Origin of the sequence: Prosthecobacter sp. SYSU 5D2 (assembly GCF_039655865.1) — a bacterium.
Lineage (GTDB): Bacteria > Verrucomicrobiota > Verrucomicrobiia > Verrucomicrobiales > Verrucomicrobiaceae > Prosthecobacter.
Genome location: NZ_JBBYXL010000002.1, coordinates 136,843 through 158,339 on the forward strand (window position 1 = coordinate 136,843; position 21,497 = coordinate 158,339).

At 61.1% G+C, this 21,497-nt stretch carries 19 protein-coding genes; 7 read left to right on the forward strand and 12 right to left on the reverse strand.

The features are described from left to right. Positions 1-8: 8 nt before the first annotated feature. From WJU23_RS03270 to WJU23_RS03290, 5 genes are all read right to left on the reverse strand, one after another. Positions 9-695, reverse strand: a complete 687-nt coding sequence (locus tag WJU23_RS03270) for an FCD domain-containing protein (protein ID WP_346331102.1) — start codon at positions 693-695, stop codon at positions 9-11. A 66-nt stretch (positions 696-761) separates the two neighbouring features. Further along, on the reverse strand, positions 762-1,769 hold the full coding sequence (locus tag WJU23_RS03275) for a carbohydrate kinase family protein (RefSeq protein ID WP_346331103.1): 1,008 nt from the start codon (positions 1,767-1,769) through the stop codon (positions 762-764). 11 nt (positions 1,770-1,780) lie between these two features. Then, a complete protein-coding gene (locus tag WJU23_RS03280) occupies positions 1,781-2,902 on the reverse strand; it encodes a Gfo/Idh/MocA family oxidoreductase (RefSeq protein WP_346331104.1) in 1,122 nt (373 codons plus the stop codon). A gap of 2 nt (positions 2,903-2,904) precedes the next feature. After that, on the reverse strand, positions 2,905-3,738 hold the full coding sequence (locus tag WJU23_RS03285) for an aldolase (RefSeq protein WP_346331105.1): 834 nt from the start codon (positions 3,736-3,738) through the stop codon (positions 2,905-2,907). A 22-nt stretch (positions 3,739-3,760) separates the two neighbouring features. Continuing rightward, positions 3,761-4,804 carry a TIM barrel protein gene (locus WJU23_RS03290; protein WP_346331106.1) on the reverse strand — a complete coding sequence of 348 codons (1,044 nt, stop codon included), beginning with the start codon at positions 4,802-4,804 and terminating at the stop codon, positions 3,761-3,763. 104 nt (positions 4,805-4,908) lie between these two features. Here WJU23_RS03290 and WJU23_RS03295 point away from each other — a divergent pair, with 104 nt between their 5' ends. Then, the gene (locus WJU23_RS03295) at positions 4,909-5,814 is read left to right on the forward strand and encodes an AraC family transcriptional regulator (RefSeq protein WP_346331107.1); all 906 of its coding nucleotides are present in this window, start codon (positions 4,909-4,911) and stop codon (positions 5,812-5,814) included. 39 nt (positions 5,815-5,853) lie between these two features. Here WJU23_RS03295 and WJU23_RS03300 read toward each other — a convergent pair whose 3' ends face one another. Both WJU23_RS03300 and WJU23_RS03305 read right to left on the reverse strand, forming a co-directional pair. Then, a complete protein-coding gene (locus WJU23_RS03300; RefSeq protein ID WP_346331108.1) occupies positions 5,854-7,185 on the reverse strand; it encodes an alpha/beta hydrolase family protein in 1,332 nt (443 codons plus the stop codon). A gap of 59 nt (positions 7,186-7,244) precedes the next feature. Continuing rightward, entirely contained in the window at positions 7,245-8,723 is a 1,479-nt protein-coding gene (locus WJU23_RS03305; protein WP_346331109.1) for a hypothetical protein, read from the reverse strand. Positions 8,724-9,017: 294 nt separating this feature from the next. On the opposite strand from WJU23_RS03305, the gene WJU23_RS03310 reads away from it, so the two are divergent. Further along, the gene (locus tag WJU23_RS03310) at positions 9,018-9,827 is read left to right on the forward strand and encodes a histidinol-phosphatase (RefSeq protein ID WP_346331110.1); all 810 of its coding nucleotides are present in this window, start codon (positions 9,018-9,020) and stop codon (positions 9,825-9,827) included. Further along, the gene (gene folP / locus WJU23_RS03315; protein ID WP_346331111.1) at positions 9,824-10,690 is read left to right on the forward strand and encodes a dihydropteroate synthase; all 867 of its coding nucleotides are present in this window, start codon (positions 9,824-9,826) and stop codon (positions 10,688-10,690) included. Before WJU23_RS03310 ends, folP begins: the two co-directional genes overlap by 4 nt. A 45-nt stretch (positions 10,691-10,735) precedes the next feature. Here the strand turns inward: folP and WJU23_RS03320 are convergent, their stop codons facing one another. Further along, positions 10,736-11,437 (reverse strand): SWIM zinc finger family protein, encoded by a 702-nt coding sequence (locus tag WJU23_RS03320; RefSeq protein WP_346331112.1) that lies wholly within the window; start codon positions 11,435-11,437, stop codon positions 10,736-10,738. 76 nt (positions 11,438-11,513) lie between these two features. Between WJU23_RS03320 and WJU23_RS03325 the strand changes: the two genes are divergently transcribed. From WJU23_RS03325 to WJU23_RS03340, 4 genes are all read left to right on the forward strand, one after another. After that, positions 11,514-11,936, forward strand: a complete 423-nt coding sequence (locus WJU23_RS03325; RefSeq protein ID WP_346331113.1) for a SufE family protein — start codon at positions 11,514-11,516, stop codon at positions 11,934-11,936. Positions 11,937-11,946: 10 nt separating this feature from the next. Then, on the forward strand, positions 11,947-13,296 hold the full coding sequence (locus WJU23_RS03330; RefSeq protein WP_346331114.1) for a Gfo/Idh/MocA family oxidoreductase: 1,350 nt from the start codon (positions 11,947-11,949) through the stop codon (positions 13,294-13,296). 162 nt (positions 13,297-13,458) lie between these two features. Further along, on the forward strand, positions 13,459-14,187 hold the full coding sequence (locus WJU23_RS03335) for a sigma-70 family RNA polymerase sigma factor (RefSeq protein WP_346331115.1): 729 nt from the start codon (positions 13,459-13,461) through the stop codon (positions 14,185-14,187). A gap of 85 nt (positions 14,188-14,272) precedes the next feature. Then, positions 14,273-16,120 carry a bifunctional serine/threonine-protein kinase/formylglycine-generating enzyme family protein gene (locus WJU23_RS03340; protein WP_346331116.1) on the forward strand — a complete coding sequence of 616 codons (1,848 nt, stop codon included), beginning with the start codon at positions 14,273-14,275 and terminating at the stop codon, positions 16,118-16,120. Positions 16,121-16,126: 6 nt separating this feature from the next. On the opposite strand, the gene WJU23_RS03345 is transcribed toward WJU23_RS03340, so the two are convergent. From WJU23_RS03345 to WJU23_RS03360, 4 genes are all read right to left on the reverse strand, one after another. After that, positions 16,127-17,551 (reverse strand): DUF1501 domain-containing protein, encoded by a 1,425-nt coding sequence (locus tag WJU23_RS03345; protein WP_346331117.1) that lies wholly within the window; start codon positions 17,549-17,551, stop codon positions 16,127-16,129. A gap of 78 nt (positions 17,552-17,629) precedes the next feature. After that, on the reverse strand, positions 17,630-20,527 hold the full coding sequence (locus WJU23_RS03350; RefSeq protein ID WP_346331118.1) for a PSD1 and planctomycete cytochrome C domain-containing protein: 2,898 nt from the start codon (positions 20,525-20,527) through the stop codon (positions 17,630-17,632). Positions 20,528-20,594: 67 nt separating this feature from the next. Continuing rightward, complete coding sequence (locus tag WJU23_RS03355) at positions 20,595-20,966, reverse strand: MGMT family protein (RefSeq protein WP_346331119.1); 372 nt, start codon at positions 20,964-20,966, stop codon at positions 20,595-20,597. Between the two features lie 48 nt (positions 20,967-21,014). Further along, entirely contained in the window at positions 21,015-21,461 is a 447-nt protein-coding gene (locus tag WJU23_RS03360) for a GAF domain-containing protein (protein ID WP_346331120.1), read from the reverse strand. Between the last annotated feature and the right edge of the window lie 36 nt (positions 21,462-21,497).

Consider the following 21,497-nt stretch of genomic DNA (forward strand, 5'->3'; position numbering starts at 1 on the left):
GCGGTGGATCAGTTGAGTTCCAGGTCGTTGCAGGCGGTGACGAGGTGGCGGTGCATGGCACGGGCGGCGGCGGCGCTGTCGCGTTGTTCGATGGCCTTTACCACGGCGGCGTGCTGCTTGATGGCCGTGGCGGGGGTGACACGTTTGTAGCCATGCTTGAGGCTGACCTGCAGCAGTTCTGAAAGAGACTGCATGAGCAGCCCGGCGATCTGGTTCCCGGACAGCACCGCAAGAGTGCGATGAAATTCCATATCGGCCATGACGGAGTCTTCAAAGGAGTCTGCGAGGGCCAGTTTTTCATGCACGGCACGCAGGGTGGTGATCTGCTTTGCGGTGGCGCGTTCGGCCGCGAGACGGGCGTTTTCGGGCTCGACCATAAGGCGTACCTCGATGAGCTGGCGCAGGCGTTCAGTTTCCTCCGGGACGAGGAGTTCCAGGGCACCGGTAAGCGGCTTGTGCAGATGGTTGACCGTACGTGTGCCCAGGCCCTGGCGGATCTCAAGGAGACCTTGCTGCTCAAGCCGTTTGGTGGCCTCGCGCACGACACTACGGCTGACGCCGAGCTGGGCGGCGAGTTCGCGCTCGGTGGGCAGCCAGTTTTCCTCATCGGCCCGGTCCCGCCGGGCAATGGCGGCAAGGCTTTGGCAGACTTTTTCCACCAACGAAGGCGGGCGGGCGATGGTATCGAGAATCATGGCGGGTGATCAGATGGTCTGACCATTGTTAGAACGTCAAGATATGGGTTGTTTTATCAGAAGCTTTTAAAACCGGAACTCAAAATGGCCCGCGAGGGCCAGGCATTCGGCGACGGGTTTCATGCCGCCAGAAGGAGTGGGATGGGAGAGCGAGGCGGCGGCGGTGCAGACGGCGAGGCGTAGGCGGTCGGGGAGGGGGAGACATTCGTGGAGACCGTAGAGGAGGCCGGCGGCGAAGGCATCGCCTGCGCCGGTGGCGCCCTGGCTGTAGCCTACGGGGAGATTCAGCGAGGGCTGGATGTGGGTTCCACCGCTGCGGGTGCAGGCGGCGGCACCGTGCTCGACGTGGATGGTCACGCTCTGTTTGACGCCAAGCTGGAGGATCTCCTGAGCGGCGGCGAGGAGACCAGGGAAGTCATCGGCGGGGACGGTGCGGGTGAGCACACGTGAAGCCTCGATCTCATTGATGATGAGATGGTCCGTATAGGGCAGGGCGCTGAGGGCGATCTCACGGAACTGGGGGTTCTCAGTGCTGACCATGTCCACGCTGGTTTCCAAACCGGCCTGCTGGGCTTGGGCCAGCAGATGGGAGGCATGGGTGCGGCCATCGGGTGCAAAGCTGTCCATGTGATCCAGCAGCATGAGGTAACCCAGATGCAGGATTTTGGCGTTCGTTTGCGAGCAGTCGCAGTGAGTGGCATCGAAGAGGGCATTGGCCCCGCGTTGATGAAAAAAGGTGCGCCGACCGGTGCTCTGCACGGTCATGGCGTCGGTGTAGGAGGTGGAGCGCTGGGTGGTGCTGTGCAGTTGTGCGGTGTTTATGCCGTGCGCCTCGCAATCGCTGCGGATCCAGTGGCCATTAGAATCATCTCCCACGAGGCCGCAGGCGGCCAGAGGGAAACCGGCCTGCATGGCGGCGAGGTCTTTCAATACGTTATAAGGCCCGCCGCCATTGGCCTGCGACTCGCCCAGGATGCTGGCCAGCATGTCCTGTTGGGGGTAGTGATCCACAATCTTCACGTAGTCCACGATGAAGTTGCCAGCGGCCAGAATGCCTGAGCGAGGTGAGGTCATGAGGGATCAAATCAGAGGCTGACGACGGAACCTGCACGCTGCGATTCCAGCGCGGCGGCGAAGATCTCATGAGTGGCCACGGCCTCTTCAGGCGTGGCGCAGCCGAAGCGGCCTTCCAGCAGCCCTTCGCGCTCCATCAGATAGGCGGCCCACATCTGTTGAATGACGTCCGGGAAACCCGGCTCGAAGATGCCTCCGGTGACGGCTTTGAACGGGGTGCCAAAGCCGAGCTCGGTGCGCTTCCACCACTGCTCTTTACCGCGTTCGAAGATCCACAGGGTCTTCGGTTCAGCTGTGCTGAAACGCACGCCGCCATCGGTGCCGAGGATCTCGATGAACCAGGTGTTGGTGGCTCCGGGAGCCAGACGCTTCATTTCCAGGCGCAGGGGAGTCTCCTGACCGCCAATGTCCGCCCAGGTGTGCAGCATGGCATTGTCCCAGGTATCACAATTGGTTGTACCGCCTTTGCCATCCGGGCGCTGGGCATAACCTTTCTGAAGCTGGGCGAAGAGACGCTTTGGCTTCCAGCCCAAGCGCAGGGGAAGGTGGCAGGAGTGCATGCCCAGGTCATTGAGCGCGCCGCCTTCACCACAGGTGACGTTGAGGCGCTTCCAGTTGGCGGCTTTGGAGGGGTCCAGGTCGCTGCTGTGATGAAAGCCGGAGACGACTTCCAGCACGCGGCCGATTTCACCTTTTTTGGCGATTTCAAAAGCACGCTGAGCGCCTGGAAAAAACGGCATCTCCGAGCTGCAACGGACGAAACGGCCGCTCGACTTCACCGCATCGAGAATGCGGCGGGAGGAGGCCAGATCAATGCCGAAGGGTTTCTCAGCGAAGAGGTCCTTACCAGCGGCGAGGACGTCCAGATAAAGCTTCTCGTGCAGGTTATGCGGCACAGCCACATACACCACATCCACCTCGGGATTGGCGAGGAGCTCTTTATAATCCGTGGTCTTCTGAGTGCAGGAGGGGATGCAGTCAAACCAGGCCAGGGTGGCCGGGTTCAGGTCTGCAACCGAGGTGAGCACAGGGCGCACGCTCACATCGGTGAGCGCACACCAGCGGGCGAAGGCGCTAGCCATTTCGCGGCCCATGAGGCCGCCGCCGATAATGCCGATGCGAATGTCTTTCATGCTCATGCGGTCACCAGTTTGAGGGCTTCGTCCACACTGGCATTGTCATGCACCATAGCCATCAGGGCCTGGGTGATGCCTTTCGGATTGGGGTGCTGGATGACGTTGCGGCCATAGACGATGCCCGCTGCGCCCTGCTGAAGCAGGCCCTGGGTGCGCTCCAGGATTTCCTTGTCGCTCACGCGGCCACCGCCACGGACGAGGATGGGGATGCCGGAAGCGGCGGCGATGACCTTGTGATAAACGCTGACGTCATCGGTCGGGTCGGCCTTGACGATGTCGGCACCCAGTTCCACGGCCTGACGGACGAGGTAAGTGATGGCGGTTTCATCGCCATTCACCATATAACCGCCAGCGATGCTGTTGGCCTGGAAAACCAGCGGCTCGATCATCATCGGCATGCCGTAGTAGTCGGCCTGGGGCTTGAGGCGGAGGATGTTCTCCACACACTGCTCATGCACTTCCGGTGCACCCGGGATCTGGAACAGGTTCACGCAGACGCAGGCGGCGTCCAGGCGCACGGCCTGAAGCATCGTTTCTTCCAGCATGAGGCTGAAGCGGCTTTCTGGCAGCTCTTTGCCATAGATATTAGCCACATCCGTGCGGAGCACGAGGGAGGGCTTGAAGCGTCCTGGCACTTCCTGCAAATGACGGGCCTGGCCGACGGTGAGCTGAATGGCGTCCGGGGCGGCATCCACGAGGGTCTTGATGACCACGCGCATATCCTCGATGCCCTGAAGGAAACCAGGCTGGTTGAAGAAACCATGGTCCACGGCCACATCGAAGCAGCGGCCGGACTTGGCATTGAAGAGACGGTTGAGACGGTATTGTTTCATGGAAGAGTGAGTCGTTCAGCGATTATTTGAGTCCCATCAAGTGCTTCATGATGTACAATTCTAACGCTTCGTAGTCGCGGGCGTCGCGGAACTGCTGGATGAGGTTGTTGTCCACGGTGCGGACTTTTTCCAGGACGTGGAGGAAAAGCTCGCGGCTGTTACTGAGGTGGGCGGTGACGGGGCAGCCGCGCTGGGTGCGCATGGCCTTGATGTCCAGGCCGATGAACTCGCCACGCTGGCCGTAGCCGGCTTCTTCAAGCACACGGACCTGGTTGAAAGCGACGCGCAGATTGGCTCCGCCGAAGTTTTTGTCCTGATCGTATTTCAGGCCGTTCTGGTCATTGAGATGGACGCTGCCCAGCTTGTCATGGGCGAGAGCAAAGGCCATTTCATCGCTGGGGTCGAGGCCAGCAAGGAGGGCGTGGGCGCTTTCGATGAGGCCCTTGACGCGCTTGTGGTCGCTGGAGGCGAAAGACAGGGCGATGGCATGGCCAATGGTGGGCACGTAGGCCTGGTCGGTCGGCTCATTGGGCTTTGGCTCGATCCAGATTTCGATCTCCTTGTCGTAGTCCAGCATGGCGTTCACGGTTTCCAAAATGCGCTGGTAGGCGAGGCGGGCATCTTTGGCTTCGCGGATGTAGGTGCCTTCGCGGGAGAGCCAGAGGACGATGGCTTTGCAATCCAGGGCGCGGGCGATATCAATGCACTTCTTGGTGCGATCCCAGGCATACTGGCGGTCGGAGGCGCTGTTGGAAGTGTAAGCGCCATCGGTGGTCTGCTCGGCAAACCACAGGCGCGGGGCGACGAACTCAGGGATAAGGCCCTGGTTGGCCAGCATGGTCTTCACCTCGGTAGCTTTTTCCGTGAGCTGCGCGGGGGTGAAACCGTCCATGCCGGGGACGACATCGTCGTCGTGGAACTGCACGCCTTCAAAGCCCAGCGGGCGGTAAAGAGCGTATTTTTCCTCATGCGGGAAAACGGGGCGGACTTCGGTGCCGAAGGGGTCTGCGCCTTCGCTGATGTTCCAGGGGCCAAAAGAAAAACGGTAGTCGGTTGGAGTGCTCATGCGGTGTCCTTTGTAACGGCTTTGGGTGGCGGGCGCTACGTGTGCCGTCTCGAAAACTGGCACTATCATCTCATTCAGCTTTGGAAATGGGGTGAAAAGGTGCTATGAAAGTGGTCATGCAGGTGGAGCGCGAGCAGATCCAGATACCCAGCGGGCACTCTTTCCGGGTGCTGCGCTGGTCGCGCTCTCTGCGGGAGGTGGAGTGCGTGCTGGGGCCAGACATGGCGGAGCGGGTGACGGGGGAGGGCACGCACTGGCACTTTCATGTGGAAATGGAGCTGACGCTTTTCACCTCGGGCGAGGGCACGAGGTTTGTGGGGGATCACATCGGCGCTTTTGCGCCCGGAGATCTGGTTCTGCTGGGGGAGCGGCTGCCGCATTACTGGCATACGCGGCAGGCTTCCAGCGGCATCTCCGTGCAGTGGTACTTTCCGTTAGGCCATGCCTTCTGGTCCTTTCCGGAGACGGCGGCGCTGGCGGAGGTTTTTCGCCAAGCCGGTCAGGGGCTGCACCTGCGCGGGCAGACGGCAGAGGCCATCTCCGGCTGGCTGCAGGAGATGACGCAGGCGGACGGGCTGCAACAACTGGCGCTGCTGCTGCGCATTCTTTCCAGCATCCGGCAGGCCTCGGCAGCGGAGCACCGGCCGCTTTCAGGGCGCTCCTTTGCCCTGGCGGCGGAGTCGCATTACCAGCAGGCCATTGCCAAAGCGGTACGTCATCTGGTGGCGCATTACCGCGAGGAAGTACGGCTGGAGGAGGTCTTAAAACTCACGCACCTGAGCCGTCCCACCTTCGCCCGCCAGTTCAAGAAACACTCCGGGCGGACCATGAGCGAGTTCCTCAATCACCTGCGCCTCCAGGCCGCCTGCCGCGAGCTGGTGGAAAGCGACCGCAGCGTGCTGGAGATCGCCCTGCGCTGCGGCTTCACCCAGGTATCGTTTTTTAACCGCCTGTTCCGCCGGGTGATGAAGTGCAGCCCGACGGATTACCGAGCGGGAAGGAAGGGGTGAGGCGAAACAGCCACACCAAGGCAGATCTTTCTCAGAGGATTAAGGCCGCGCGAAACGGCCATACCACTGATCATCCTTGTCCAGCCACCGGTCGAGCCACGCGAAGGTGTATTGCCGGGCGACGGGGGGGAAACTGTGGCCGCCGGGGTAGGAGAACCAGCCGAAGCAGTCGCCGGCACCGATTTTGCGGAGGTCCTTTTCCATTTGTTCCGGGGAGATGTCGTAGCGTTCCTTGTAGTAGCTCAAGGTTTTCGCATAACTTTTCAGGTTGCGGCGGGCCTCCATCACGCTGGGCAGACCGGGCGCATCTTTCCAGTCGCGATAGACCTTGGCCACGGAGAGGCATTTGTCCAAAAGGCTGCGGCGGTTGTAAAACTCCCACTCGCTGGACAGGATGAGCAGGGGACGCGGAGCCACGAGCATCATCAATTCATCAAAATCCGCCGGCACCGGCAGTTTTGGATCATCCACGTAGGGCCGGAACTTTTTGATGTAGATGTACCTTCCCTTGCTGCGGGACCAGGTTTCGGTCGGGCGGTGCCAGTCGAGCACGCCGCCGATGTTGACGGTGGCGGCAAGGCGGGGTTCAAAGGCGCCGGCGAAGACGGAGGTGTGACCGCCAAGGGACAGGCCAATACAGCCGATGTGCTTGGGGTCAATGAAGTCGAGCGTTTCCAGGAAGTCCACGCTGCGCATGATGTCCCAGGTGTTCTTGCCCACCATGGACCACTCAGGGTGACGTTTGTAAAAAGGGCGGGTTTCATTGACCTCCTCGCCAGGTTCCACACGCTCGCCATCGGTGAGCAGATCTATGCTCAAAGTGACGTAACCGTGGCGGGCCAGATGCAGGCCGTAGGAACGGCCTCCCTCGGTGGTATCCGGCGGGTCCACGGCTGTGCGACCGGAGAGGCCGATGGTGGCGTCTTTGCCGGAACCCAGCGTCGTGCTGTGGATGCAGATCATGGCCGGTGAAGGTTGTTTGCGGGCGCTCTCCGGCACGAGCAGCCAGCCGGTGACCCGGTCGTTGGCTTCGGTTTGAAAGCTCACATGATAGCGCTGGATGCCGTCTTTCTCCTCCGCGATTTGCTGCTTCAATACGGCGAGCTGTTGCGGGGTCAGTCGCTCGGACGGGCAGCCCGGTTCCAGGGTGACCTGCTTCATGATGGGTTTGAGCGAAGGGATCTCCGTGGGAAAGTCGCCCAGCAGATCCAGCCAGGCGCGCTCGATTTGCTGCCGCTTTTCAGGCCAGGAGCCGGTCCGTTTGGGTGCCTGGGCTTGGACTGGTGATGCGGTCACCAGTGCGGCCCCGGCCAGAGCGATGACTGCATAGATGAGTTGGGCACAGCGAGGAAGTTGAGCTAACAAGCGCATAATCAATTGAGGTGTCGTTTGGCAGTGTCTTACGGTATCAGTCCCCGAGGCCGGGGAGATCAAGGTGCGAACCAAAACGAAAACACATCGGCATCCTTTAACTGCCAGCGCAGGCGCACAGGCTGGCCAGCGAGGACGCTGAGGTCCTTGCCAGATGTCCAGGAGATCACGCGGTCAATGTCATCGTAGCTGATGGCCTGGCAGTCGGCGAGGGTGAAACCGGGGATGGGCAGACCCTTGGCGTCCTGGATTTCCACAGCGACATGGCCGGCGACGCCGGTGGAGAGATTGAGGTGCAAATGCTTGCCTGTGAAAGTGATGGGCTGGGTGGTCATCTCGCCGGTTTCATACCCGGCATGCAGGGAACCGAATCCATCAAGGCGCATCGTGTAGCGCTGGAGCAGAGCGGTGCTTTGGCCGTAGTGCCGCTCGATGAACGTGGACATCTCGGACTTGCCGGTGCGCAGGATGCCGCAGGCGGGGTAGTTGGTGCGGCTGGTCCAGTTGCGAAAATGCAGGCCGGGGCGCACCCAGCCTTCCATGAAGCTGCGGTTGTATTCCGTGCTGCCAGCGCGGCTGGTCATCAGTACGGCTTCGGAAGTGTCCTGGATGAGCGAAGCATAAGCCTTGGTGTCCTCGGCGAGATACTTTTTCGCCTGGTCATCCAGACTGCTTTTCTTGTGCATGAAGCGCGCGGCGGTGGCGATGTAGAGGTGCGGCGCATTGAAGTAAGGCGTGGTCTGGCTGATATAAATCTGGTCCTCCAGGGGCTGGTCGCTGGTCATCTGCACGGCGTCCGTCCAGGTGAGGTAGTCCTGGCTGGTGGCGCGGCTCACCCAGCGGACGTTTTTCGGTTTGCCCTTCGCATCCTTTTCCACACCGGGGACAAAGACACGAAAGTAGGCCACATAGCATTGCTCCACCTCGGACCAAAAGGAGACGTTTTGGGAGTCGAAGGCACCTTTGGTGATGACCGGCTCCTCGCGCATCTTTTTCCAGTGGATGCCATCGCCGGAGGTAAAGGCGGCCAGCCCTCCATGCTTGCCGCCCAGGCCGGCCAGGGTCTTGTAACGCTGGTCCGCAGGCACACCGGGCCGCTTGTCCAGAAAGGGGGCGAAGTTGTGGGTGTAGGGAGCGGTGTGGGCCAGGATGATGTTGTTGTCCTTGCTGCCATTGGCCTCATGCAGGCCCAGCTTCGGCTTGGTCCAGGTGATGCCGTTTTCGGATTCCGCATAGCAGGTGACCTCGCCATCCGTGCCATCGCGGAAGCCGGCATTGCCGCGATAGTACATGCGGTATTTTTTCAGCTCTTCATCGTGCAGAACCGTGATGTAAGCGCTGAACCTCCCCTCCCAAGGCTGGTCAAATTTCACCGCCACTCCAGCCGGCACCGGAGCATGCATCTTCAGCGTGGTGCCTTTCATTTCCTCAACGAGGAGCTTGTCCACAAACAGCTCCCGGCGTGAACCCAGGGCAATGGGATCCGCCGCGAGAGTGAGACTGGTGGCCAGGATGAGGAGCAGGGCTGGGAAGCGCATGGGACCTTTACAGGGTGAGAGGGGACTTTTTTGCAGGATGAAGCCACTTGTCTGCTGGTGTCATGGAGAGACCAGGGTAGCTCGGATTCACCGCAGAGGGGCGGAGAGGCAGAGGGAGTAGATCATTCAGTTGGATGGGATTGGAAACTCAGGCGTTCTTTGCATCATTGCTCCTCTGCCCCTCTGCGGATAAATCGAATTGCCCAAGAACAGATGCCGGTCAGCCCGGATCTGCAGAAGTACGGAAGGCGCGGAGACACTTGCAACCCGGCCTCTTTGCCGCCAAGAAGAGGTGTGCTGACTGACTATCATAACCATACCCCCCTCTGTCATCATGCGGAGGGTGAACCCATCGAGTACGCGCGTCATGCGGAGAGCATCGGGCTGGCAGAGATCGGGCTTTCGGACCACAATCCGGTGCAGGGGCATCTGGATGACTGGAGGATGGCGCTGGGAGATCTGCCGCGTTACTTGGAGATGGTGGAAGAGGCGCGGCAGGGCGTGGGCATCCCGGTGCGGCTGGCGCTGGAGTGCGACTATCTGGAAGGACGCGAGGCCTGGACGGATGAGACGGCGGGGATGGCCCGCTGGGATTATCTCATCGGCAGTGTGCATTACCTCCAAGAGGATCTGGCAGTGGATGATCCGAAGTATATGAACCACTTCAAGACGCCGACCGAGATCGAGCAGATGTGGAAGCTGTACTGGAGGCTGTATGAAAAAATGATCCGCACGCGGCAGTATGATTTCCATGCGCACCCGGATCTGGCCAAGCGATTCGGCGCGCTGCCCGCAGGAGATCTGCGGCCTTATTATGAGCCGGTGATCCAGGCCCTGGTGGATACGAAAGGCATCCTGGAAGTGAGCACGGCCAGCCTGCGGAAAGGCCTGAGCGAATGCTATCCGGCACGGGCGATGCTGGAGATGGCCTTCAGCGGCGGGGTGCAAATCGTTATCAATTCTGATGCGCACAAGCCCACCGATGTGGGGGCCGATTTTGCCACGGCGCTGGAGCTGGTGCGCAGTGTGGGTTACCGCGAGACGGTGCGTTTTCACCAGCGGCAGCGGAGCATTGTTCCCTTGCCGGAGACTTGGCCACTATGATCTGGAAAGCTCGTGAGCACGTGATTGAGTTTCCCCGCCGCCCTTTGGTGATGGGGATCGTGAACATCAATGATGACTCGTTTTGTGGCGATGGCACGCTGGATCCTGTCAAGGCGCTGGCCCAGGCGGAAGCGATGCTGAGTGACGGGGCGGACATCATTGACATCGGTGCCGAGAGCGCACGGACCAACCGTGGCCCCATCAGCGTGGAGGAGGAAATACAACGTTTGCTGCCTTTCATGGCCGTCTGGCCGGAGCTGGCGGCGAAGATGCAAGAGGCGCCTTGGGACCGTGAGCAACTGTGGCCGCCAATGCTTTCCATCAACACCTGGCGGCCGGAGGTGATCGCCGCAGTGCTGCCGTATGGGGGCGACCTCATCAATGACATCAGCGCGCTGCCGGATGCGACGAATGCCAGGCTGTGCGCGGAGCATGGAGCCAGCCTGCTCATCATGCACAGCATCGGCCAGCCGAAGGTGCCGCACACGCATGTTGGGTATGCGGACATTTTGGAGACGATGTCCCAGTTCTTTAATGAAAAGATCGTGCTGGCGGAAGGGGCAGGGCTGGCTTTGGAGCACTTGATATTGGATCCGGGCATTGACTTCGCCAAACAGCGGGAGGACAACCTCACGTTGTATCGCCATGCGGACCAGTTGCAAAAATGGGGCCGCCCGGTGCTGCTGCCGGTTTCGCGGAAAACGGTGATCGGCCAGGTGCTGGATCTGCCGGAGGCGACGGATCGAGATGCGGGCACCGTGGCCTGTATCGCCGCCGGGATGCGGCGCGGGGCGCAGATCTTCCGTGTGCACCATGTGCGTGCGGCAGCGCAGTCGGTGAAGGTGCTTTGGGGGGTGAGGTGAGGTGGAGGAAGAGGGGACTTGGCAAGTCCCTCTCCTTGATGGGACCTATTCTGCCAGATCAATGCCGAAGAGGGCGGACAAATCCGTGTCCTTCAGTTCGCCATTATTCTGATTTAGCGAGGCTGCCGATGAGGCGCTGGCGGAGGAGAGCAGATCCGTCTGATCCACGCCGCGAAGGGTGAAGAGAAGCTCGGGGCGGGTGTCCAGCAGGACACCCACTCCATAAAGAACGGCGGAGGCGTGTTTGCAGAGGTCGGCGTGGTCCGGGCAGGAGCAGTCAAAACGGATCTCCGCTGGCCGGGGGAAAAGGCCTGTTTCGGGATCGCTGACAATCTGCAGGAGGCCGTCACCCAGTTTGCCAGTCAGCAGGTCTAACAAAGAGTTCACCTGGCCCTGGCTTGCCTGGACGATGTCCTGCCAGTGGGCGGGTTCCAGCGGGCGGATGTGGATGAGGGTGTCGTACAGTTCTCCGCCGGACACCACGGCGCTCACGGTGCCTGGCTCCAGGGTGAGGTCCAGCACCTGGCCCTGACGCAGGTAGCTGCGGCCACGCGGCAGGCGGGCCTCATAGTGGGACCAGGTTTCCAGGTTCTGGCACCAGGCCTGGCCCCAGAAGGTCTGGCTCAGCTTGCGGCTTTTTTGCGGAGCCTCCAGCGCCAGCAGCGGCTCGCCCCGGGCGCGGCGTTTGGCGATCTCGCGCTGCACGCGTTCGCGGCTTTCATTCACTTCTTCCTGGTCCCATGACATGGGGCATTTAAAAGCGGCCTTTTCCAGATGCTAGCGAAACGAGTGGCACCATGGCCCGCGCGGTGGATTTTAGCCCATGCCGCTTCGCGAAAAACAGACCGAACTCATCGCCGACCTCAACCTGATCGAAAATGCCCAGGAGCGGCTTTCCGTGCTCAGCTCCTACATTCCTGCCGTGCTTTTGCCGGAGGAACAGCGCACGCCAGACCTGCTGGTCCCCGGCTGTGTTTCCCGCGTGTGGCTGCATGGGGAACTGCGGGAGGGGCGCTGCCATTTCCGCTGTGCGGCGGAGTCGCCCATGGTGGCGGGATTAGTGGCTCTTTTGTGTCACCTTTACACGGATTCGGAACCGGCGGAAGTGGTGGCCGTGGAGCCTGAAATCTGGGCCGGATGCTCATTCCATAAGGTTTTGTCGCCCACGCGGCTGAACGGACTGGCCTCCATGCGCAGCCAGATGCGGGACTGGGCCGCTGCAAGCATGGAGGGTCCGGCGGCGTAGTGGTGAGCCTATGCCTGTCAGCCGCCGTACCTTTTTCAAAAACACCTCCCTTGCTGCTGCCTCCGTCGCCTTTCCGGCGGTGGTGAAGTCGGCCAACCCCAATTCCAAGCTTCAGGTGGTCTCCGTGGGGGCCAATGGGATGGCCTTCAGCGACATCAAAAACATCGGCGGTCATGCGGCGGTGAAGTATGTGGGTTTCTGCGACATTGACAGCAGCCGCTTTGACAAGGTGGACGACGCCTTTCCTGGCACGCCACACTTTGCTGATTTCCGCGAGATGTATGCGCAACTGGGCGACAAGTTTGATGCGGTCTCCGTGGGCACGCCGGACCACATGCATGCCAAGGCCTCCATTGATGCCATGCGCATGAAGAAGCATGTCTATTGCCAGAAGCCGCTGGCGCACACCGTGTGGGAATCACGCCAGATGCGCCTGGAAGCAGAAAAGGCCGGCGTGGTGACGCAGATGGGCAACCAGATCCACTCCGCCATCGAGTACCGCCTGGGCACGCGCCTGTTGAAGGAAGGGGCCATTGGCAAAATCAAAGAAGTCTTTTCCTGGGTCGGCGTGACGGGCAACGAGCGCAACAAGCGCCTGGACCCGATGCCCGGCGCACCGGTGCCCGCGAATGTGAACTGGGACCTGTGGATTGGCGTGGCCCCCATGCGCGATTACGCCCCTTGTTATCATCCCTTCATCTGGCGTGACTGGCAGGACTTCGGTGGCGGGGCCATGGGCGACTTCGGCTGTCATATTCTGGACCCTGTTTTCACCGCGCTGGGGCTGAATGCGCCGCTGACCGTCACCGCCCGCAACAGCGGTATTAACCAGCACATCTGGCCCACCTCGGAGGAAGTGGAATATGTTTTCCCCGGCAGTGACATGACCGTGGACAAGACCCTGAAGGTAACCTGGAGCGACGGCGGTCTGCGCCCTTCCCGTAAGCTTGCCAAGATGCCCGGCGATCTGGACCTGCCGAAGAGCGGCTCCCTGTTCATCGGGGAAAAGGGCAATATGGTGCTCGGTCACGTGGCCGGACCGCGCCTGTATCCGACGGAAAACTTCACCACCTTCAAGTATCCCAAAGAGCAGGGCCTCAGCCACTGGCATGTCTGGGTGGATGCCTGCCTGGCCGGCGGGAAAACGAGCGACGGTTTCCACTACGCGGGCCCACTTTCGGAGGCGGTTCAGCTTGGCAATGTGGCCACGCGATTCTGCACTGGTCCTATTGATGCACGCACGGGTGATCCGCTTGAGCCGAAAATTTTAGAGTGGGATGCAGAAAACTTGCGGATTAAGAACTTCCCAGAGGCTGACAAGCTGCTGACCAAAACTTACCGTGATGGTTGGGCTATCTGAAATCATATGTAATATACTGATTAATAAGTTTGTAACTTATTGCCATTTTAAGTTCTGACAGGCTTGCCAAAGCCTGATTTTGGGGCCATGGGCAGCATCTGCCCGCAGAAATTAGACCGTGAATTGAGTCTTTGAAAGCGGGGTTGACGTTACTCATTCTCAATGTCTCTTCGCCCCGCATCCACAGTTCGTGCTTCGTTTCCCATCACCGCCTGGACTCAGGTGGTGACGGCACGTGAAGGTGACGAAGTGGCCTCGAAGGCGGCGCTGGAGGAGTTGTGCAAAGGCTACTGGCCGGCCATTTACACCTATCTCCGTGCCCTGGGTTGTGACCGGGAGGAGGCGCTGGATGAGACCCAGGAGTTCATGACGCATTTCATCCAGGGCGGCGGGCTGCACAGCGTCTCGCCTGAACGCGGCCGTTTGCGCAGCTACCTGCGGCAGTCATTACGCAACCACCTCACGACGGTGCGGCGGGATGCAGCGCGGCAAAAACGCGGCGGCGGCAAGACTTTCGTCTCCATGGATGATGTGGAGGTCTTTGACGTGCCGAGCCAGCCGGATGCAGCGGACCAGTGGTTTGACCGCCGCTGGGCCTGGTCGGTGGTGAAGCACGCCATGGACCGTTTGGAAGCACGCTATCTGCGCCGCAACCGTGGTGCGGTGTTTGCCGCTTTGAAAGAAGGGCTCATCAGCCCGGAGCTGCTCCGGCCCTATGCCGAAATCGGGGAAGCCCTGCGCATGACAGAAAATCAGGTGAAACTGGAAGTTCATCGCGCACGGCGGCGTTTTGCGGAGGAACTCCGTACGGAAGTGGCCATCACCCTGTCCCCGGACACGGACACGGATGAGGAACTGCGTTACCTGATGAGTGTTCTGAGTTTTGAGTGACAGCAATTCCAGTCTGATTCCCTGCCCACGCTGCGGGAAGCCGCAAGCCCCCAAGCTGATGGTGGGCGGCCTCTGCCCTTCCTGTGTGGCACAGACCCTGAAGCGGGATTTCTTTTCCAATTTGGATGCGGAAATCGAGGAAAAGGAACCCCTCTCCCTCAATGTCCAGGGTTATGAGATTCAGGAGCTCATCGGCGGTGGCGGCATGGGGGAGGTGTATCGCGCCATCCTCACCGCCCGGGGCCGCGTGGTCGCCATGAAGGTCGTCTCCGGCCGGCTGACCCGGGACCCGGAAGTGACGGCACGGTTTGAGGCGGAAGTGGCGGCCCTTTCCCAGCTCAGCCATCACCATGTGGTGCGTGTGCTGGATCATGGGGAGACGGCCAACGGGCGGCATTTCCTGGTCATGGAGTATGTGGACGGCTGTGACCTCCGCCGCTTGCTGCGTGCCCAGCGGCTGGATATGGAGCGGGCGCTGGACATCTTTTTGAAAGTCTGCCAGGGCGTCAGCCATGCCCATCAGCGGGGGCTGGTTCATCGCGACATCAAACCTGCCAACATCCTCATCGGCGCGGATGGCACGGTGAAGGTGGCGGACTTTGGCCTGGCCAAGACCCTGGTGGAAAACTCCACCGGCTACAGTTTTACGCAGACGCGCGACACCTTTGGCACGCCTTACTACGTCGCCCCGGAAGTCACCCGCAGTGCCGGTGCGGCGGATGTGCGGGCAGATGTGTATGCGCTGGGCGTGCTGCTGTATGAGCTGCTCACCGGTTCCGTACCCATGGGTCAGTTCACGCCGCTGTCGAAAAAGACAGGGCTGAGCAAAAAGATAGACGCCATCGTCTGCCACGCCCTGGCGGATGATCCCGAGCGGCGGCTGGCATCCGTCTCCGAGCTGGCCCGGACGGTGGAAAAAATCGCCGAGGATCACCGGCGGAGGCACAAGAAAAAGGTCCGTAGCCGCCGTTTCCGCGCAGGGGCTCTGGTGGTGCTGATGATGGGCCTCGGGGTGGCGGCCGGTGCCTGGATCAGCAAAGACGGCCAGTCTCTCTACCATCCGTTGCGCAGCCTGAAGGATGCAAGCCGTGCCTCCTCCGACGCACCCTGGCAAAACAGCCTTGGGATGGAGTTTGTACCTGTGCCCGGCACCCAGGTCCTCTTCTGCAAGCATGAAACCCGTGTCCAGGACTATGCCGCTTTTGACAAGATCGAAAGCGAGCTCGCTCCTGACTGGCGGGCGGCCGCACTGGTGGAAAAGGTGGGACAGGATTCCCTCACGGGACAGGCCTCCGCATCCCAGCCGACCAGCTGGGCCGCTCCCGGATTTCAGCAGGGGCCCTCGCATCCTGTCTGCGGCATGAGCCAGCTGGATGCGCGGTTCTTCTGCGCCTGGCTCACCAGCAAGGAACTGGCTGCCGGCTGGTTAAAAAAAGGCCAGGTTTACCGCCTGCCCACGGATGCCGAGTGGAGCCTGGCCGCAGGAATCAGCCAGGATCCGGGCCCGTATGCCAACATTGAGCTGCCTCTGGAGCCGAACGTTCTCCCTGCAGGCAACTTTGCCGGCCCGGAAGTCCTGGAGCATGCCCTGTGGCCTTCCCAAATGTCTGCGGATGCTCCGGAGGACTCTTTTGTCTGCACGGCTCCGGCGGGCAGTTTTCCGGCCAACCGCCATGGCCTTTTTGACATGCATGGAAATGCTGCTGAATGGACGGCCACCCAATTGGACAACCGGCGCAGCATTGCCCCTGGCCATTACATCCTGCGTGGCGGCTCCTGGGCCACCGGCAGGGTCATGAAAATGCAGCCTGAATCCCGCCACCACGCCCGTAGCACACGGGCGCAGCCTGATTTTGGCTTTCGTGTGGTGCTGGATCTGGATGCAAAATCCATGGTCCCCCGTCCGCTGGATCCGATCACCCCTGATAATTGAAGGCGCTTACGCGATCAGCTTCTCAATCACCTGGCCGCCGAACTGGCTCAGCTGTTTAAAACGGCCTGCGTGGTAAAAGGTCAGTTTGTTATCATCCAGCCCGAGTAGCCGCAGCAGCGTCACATGCAGGTCTCGCACATGATGCACATCCTCCACGGCCTCCATGCCCCGGTCATCGGTGGCACCGATGGTGTGCCCGGCCTTCACCCCACCACCTGCAAACCAGACAGTCATCGCTTTCGGATTGTGGTCGCGCCCGTATTGCGTGCCGCCGCGCACGCCATTGTCCGGCGTGCGGCCAAATTCACCACACCAGACAATGAGCGTGTCCTCCAGCATGCCGCGCTGTTTGAGATCGGCGATCAGTGCCGCGATGGGCTGGTCCACCTGGCGGATGAGGTTGCCATGGGCGCGCTCGATGTAGTCGTGGCTGTCCCAGGTGCCCGCGTAGAGCTGCACAAAACGCACGCCCTTTTCCACCAGCTTCCGAGCCAGCAGGCATTTCCGGCCAAAGGCGTCCGTGGCATCCTGGCCGATGCCGTACAGCTCCTTCGTTTTCGTGTCTTCCTGCTCGATGTCGATCACCTCCGGCACCTGCATCTGCATGCGGAAGGCCAGCTCATAGTTGTTCATGCGTGCCTTCAGCTCATCATGCCAGGGGTGGTTATTGACATGCTTTTGGTTAAGCCTCCCCAGCAGGTCCAGGTTGGCGCGCTGGTGCTCCGGGGTGATGCCCTGCGGCGGTTGCAGGTCCAGAATAGGGCTGCCCTTGGGCCGCAGCGGCGTGCCCTGAAAATGTGCGGGCAGGTAGCCGTTGCTCCAGTTCGCACTGCCGCCCTGCGGGTAACTGATCTCCGGCAGCACCACAAAACCCGGCAGGTCCTGGTTCATCGTGCCCAGCCCATACGTCACCCAGGCACCGATGGCCGGATCTCCGCCGAACCGGTTGCCGCAGTTCATCTGGTACATCGCCGTCGGATGGTTTACACTATCCACCTGGCATCCACGAAAGAAGCACAGCTCATCCGCCACCTTGCTGAGGTGCTGCCACGGCTCGCTCATCCACGCGCCGCTCTGCCCATGCTGCGCAAACTTGAACGGGCTGCGAACATAGTAACGCTTGCCGCTTTCCATGGCCGATTTCATCGCCCCTTCGCGGATGAACTCCTTCAGGTGTAGCTTCTCCAGCACCGGTTTGGGGTCAAAGCAGTCAATGTGGCTCGGCCCGCCCTCCATCATCAGGAAGATGCAGTTCTTCGCCTTCGCCGGTGCCTGCTGCGCCTTCGGCGAAAGCGGCCCCACCTTTTCCGAGGCCATCAGCGACGTCAGCGCCACACTGCCCAGCGTCGTGCCCAGGCCATAGACAAACTCACGCCGCGTCGGCGCATGCAGCGCCCGCGCTCCAGCACAGGGGAAAAAAGGTCGGCTCATAGTTCTATCTTATATTCCTTTGAAACATTGAGTGAGTGCCAGAAAAAACATGGGCAGGATTCATGGCCCCGGCTCCCCTCAATACACATACGAAAACTCGTTGGCATTCATCAGCACCAGGCACACATCGGCCAAGGCCCGGGTGCGGGCATCCACGTCGCCGGGCTGCAGATCGGGGACGAAATCGGCGTAGGCAGGCAGCTTTTCCTGGAAGCTGAATTTCTCGCCCGTGTTCTCTTCCACCGCCTCGCGTGTGATCTCCAGCGGCGGCTTTTTCGGCGCAAAGACCAGCGCCTTTTGCCGGGTCTCCATCTGCTGCCAGTGGGCTTCGCAGGCGGCCTTTTCATCCGCTGTCGGCGCACGGCCATAGGCCAGGCGGAAAACCTGGTCAATCGCCGCCGACGGAGCCTCCTTTAAGGCACGGGCCGCCAGGGCCAGTGCCCGGTCATAACTCGCCTGTCCGTTAAACAGACTGAAGACCTGTGGCGTGACGGTGGAGACCTCCCGCGCCTCGCAGGAGAAGTCCGGCCCCGGTTCATTGAAGACCTCCATGAAAGGATCCCGCAGGCCGCGAATCTTCAGCGCATACAGGCTGCGCCGATGTCGCTGGGAGGGCAGGGGATTCGGCACCCAGGCGGCAGCAAAAGTGCCCATGACCTGACGTGGCTGCATCGCTACCTCCAGGTTGATCTCCGGACGGTTCGGGATGCCGCCCAGCGTCGGGTTCAGCTCCCCCGTCACCTTCAGCATTGTATCCCGCAGCTCCTCCGCCGTCAGCCGTCTCGGTTTAAAAACCGCATACGCCGCCTCCATCTCCCCCCGGCTCATCTCCGCCCCTGTTGCTTCTTGAGAACTGCGCACTGCAAACTGAGCACTCCTGCGATACGCGTCACTCATCATGATCACCCGGTGCATCTCTTTAAACGACCAGCCCTTTTCCACAAACGTCGCCGCCAGCCAGTCCAGCAGCTCCGGGTGCGTCGGCTTCTTGCCCGTGCTGCCAAAGTTATTGGGATTGCCTGCGAGCGCCTGGTCGAAGTGCCACAGCCACAAGCGGTTGACGATTGTGCGCGTCGTCAGTGGATTGTCTGCACAGGCGATCCACCGGGCCAGTTCGCTACGCCTGCCTTCAACCTCAGCTGGGATTTCCGCCTGGAGGTCAGCCGTTTCAAACAGCGCCGTCAGCACGCCCGGCTTCACCGGCGTGGTGGGGGAAAAGGGATCGCCCCCACCCAGGATGGCGGTCGCCTCCAGCTCGCCCTGGCCCATCGGATTCACCGGCATCCGCATGGGCTGGTTTACGCTGGTCATCTGCGGTGTGAGACCGTTGTAAACGCTGAAGGCAAACGGCTCGTAGCGCTCCATCTCCCATCTCAGGCGCTCCAGCCCCTTGCGAGCCACACGTTCATTGCCAAAATCCACCGGCTCAAATCCGACCAGCTTCGGCGGATAGCTGCCTTCCTTGGCCCCTTGTTTTTGCAGGCTCGCCCGCGCCACTTCAAAAACGCCCGTGAAATTCTTCGACTTGCCTTTGCCCTTCTTCACCTGCCCGCCAGTTTCCACAAAGGCACGCGCATCCGCCACCGCCTTGTCCCACGCGCTGCGGTCCAGACTCTTGTCAGCAAACCATTTCTCTGCATTGACAAGCATTTTGTTATCCAGCTCGCGAAGCGCGGCCAGGTGACCCTCGAAACGCTGCTCCAGATACTTCCGTTCCTCAAAGCCCGCCGTGTTCTCCTTGTCCGTAAACGGAGCCGGGCGCTCCGCCAGTTGGGTGGTGCTGAAGCAGGCTTGCATCGCATAATAATCATGCGTGGGGATGGGGTCAAACTTGTGGTCGTGGCAGCGCGCGCATTGCAGCGAATGCGCCAGGAAGGTCTCTCCCACGCTGTTCGTCACATCGTCCAAAAACCGCTGCCGAGCGATCTTCGCGACCTCCATGCCCGTCAGCTCCCACGGCCCCATGCGCAAAAAGCCCGTGGCGATCAGCGCTTCAGACTGCGTGGCCTTTCCCTCCTTGCCCGCCACCATCTCATCCCCCGCAATCTGCTCCCGGATGAACCGGTCATACGGCTTGTCCTCATTAAAACTGCGCACCACATAATCCCGATAGCGCCAGGCATTGCCGCGTTCATAGTCATTGGCAAAGCCGCTGCTGTCCGCATACCGCGCCACATCCAGCCAGTGCCGCGCCATGCGCTCCCCATAATGTGGCGATTCTAACAAACGGTTGATTAATTTTGCATACGTCGCATCCGCTCCCTTCGTCTGTGCCATCTCTGCGACAAAAGCCTCCACCTCTTCCGGCGACGGTGGCAGCCCGGTCAGGTCAAACGCCGCCCGGCGGATCAAGGTTCGCGCATCCGCTGCCGGCGCGGCTTGGAGCCCTTCCGGCATCCGTTGGGCGATCAGCACATCCACCGGATGCCTCTTTTCCGTTGCCGGGATCACAGGCTTTTTCACCGGTTGATACGCCCACAGCGCCTCCGGTACATAACGGCGGCCCGCCCAGTCTGGCGACAGCGCCCCCACCGTCTTCACGATGATGCCGTCCTCCGCATTCCACTTCTCCGCATTCGCCTTGGCCACTTCGCTTCGGCGCGCCTCGTCAGGCCACGGAGCGCCTTTTGAAATCCAGTCCTTCAGGGCCACGAGTTGCGGGTCCGTGAGCCTGTCATTCTCCTTCGGCGGCATCGCCTCCCAGTCATCGTGGCTGCGTGTGGAGGCCAGGTAGAGCGGGCTTTCATCTGGCTTTCCAGGTACCAGGCTGGACGCCTCGCTGTCGCCACCCTTCAGCGTGCTGGCCAGGCTGCGCATATCCAGGCCGCCTTTGATCTTCGCCTCATCATTGCCGTGGCAGGCCAGGCATTTCTCCTGAAACATCGGCCACACACGCCGGACAAACAGAGCCTCCGCCTCTTCTGCGGCGAGCGGGGAGGTGATCAACAGGGCAAGCAGGGCAGTGCGTAAAGGCATGGCAGTGAAACGGTGCATCAAGGGTTCTCTGTCTTTTCCCGTTCAGCGGCTGAAAAGTGCCAAAAGACTACGGCAGCTCGCTCCAGCGGATGTCCCGCCGCAGACCCACCACATGGAAAAACCGGTCCGCTTCCTGGATGTAGCCCTTTCCATCCACCGTCATCCCCTCCGCCTCCAGGCGCGCCTTTTGCTTCTCCTGTGTCTCCAGAGCCATGTTCGGACTGATGCGCGCATCCGCACTCACCACCCGATGCCACGGCAGTCTTGCCGATTCCTCTTCCGTCAGCCGGCTCATCACCGTGGCCACATGCCGTGCCACCACATTCATATGCACTGCGATGCTGCCATACGTGGTAAACTTTCCTTCCGGGATCAGCCCCACCAGACGGATCACCTCCGCCCGGATGCGGATGAAGGCAGTGGACTTGGCTTTGGCCATGGGATGAGAGTATATGGAGAGCGCCTGTGCATTGAAAGGCCCATCACACTATTGCGGCAGGAGCCGCCCTGCGATCCCTGCCGCCAGGGCAATAAGGCGCTCTTTCTCCTCCTCAGAAAAATCATACGGCTCGCGTTTCCCGATGCCGAGGGTGCCGCAGAGGCGGTCGCCATCCAGGACGGGGACGGCGAGGCTGCCCTGCACCTGGGTCTGCTTGGCGCCTTCGCGGGCGACGCCGCTGGTGTCCGTCTGCAGGTTGCAGAGCTCCACGGGCTGGCGGCGCTCGGCAGCGGCTCCGGCGATGCCTTTGCCTATGGGAATGGACTGGATGACGGGCATGAGCTGCGGGGGGATGCCGAGCTGGGCGACGAGCTTGAGGTGCTTGTCCGCCGCATCATAGCGGTGCAGGGTGCCAGTGATGCAGCCAAAGTCGGCGGCGGTGGAGGCGAGGAACTGGCTCCATTCGTCTGAGGCGGTCTGGGCGGGGAGGTTCATGGGCGGAGAATTGGGGATTGTCGGAAATTGGCTCAG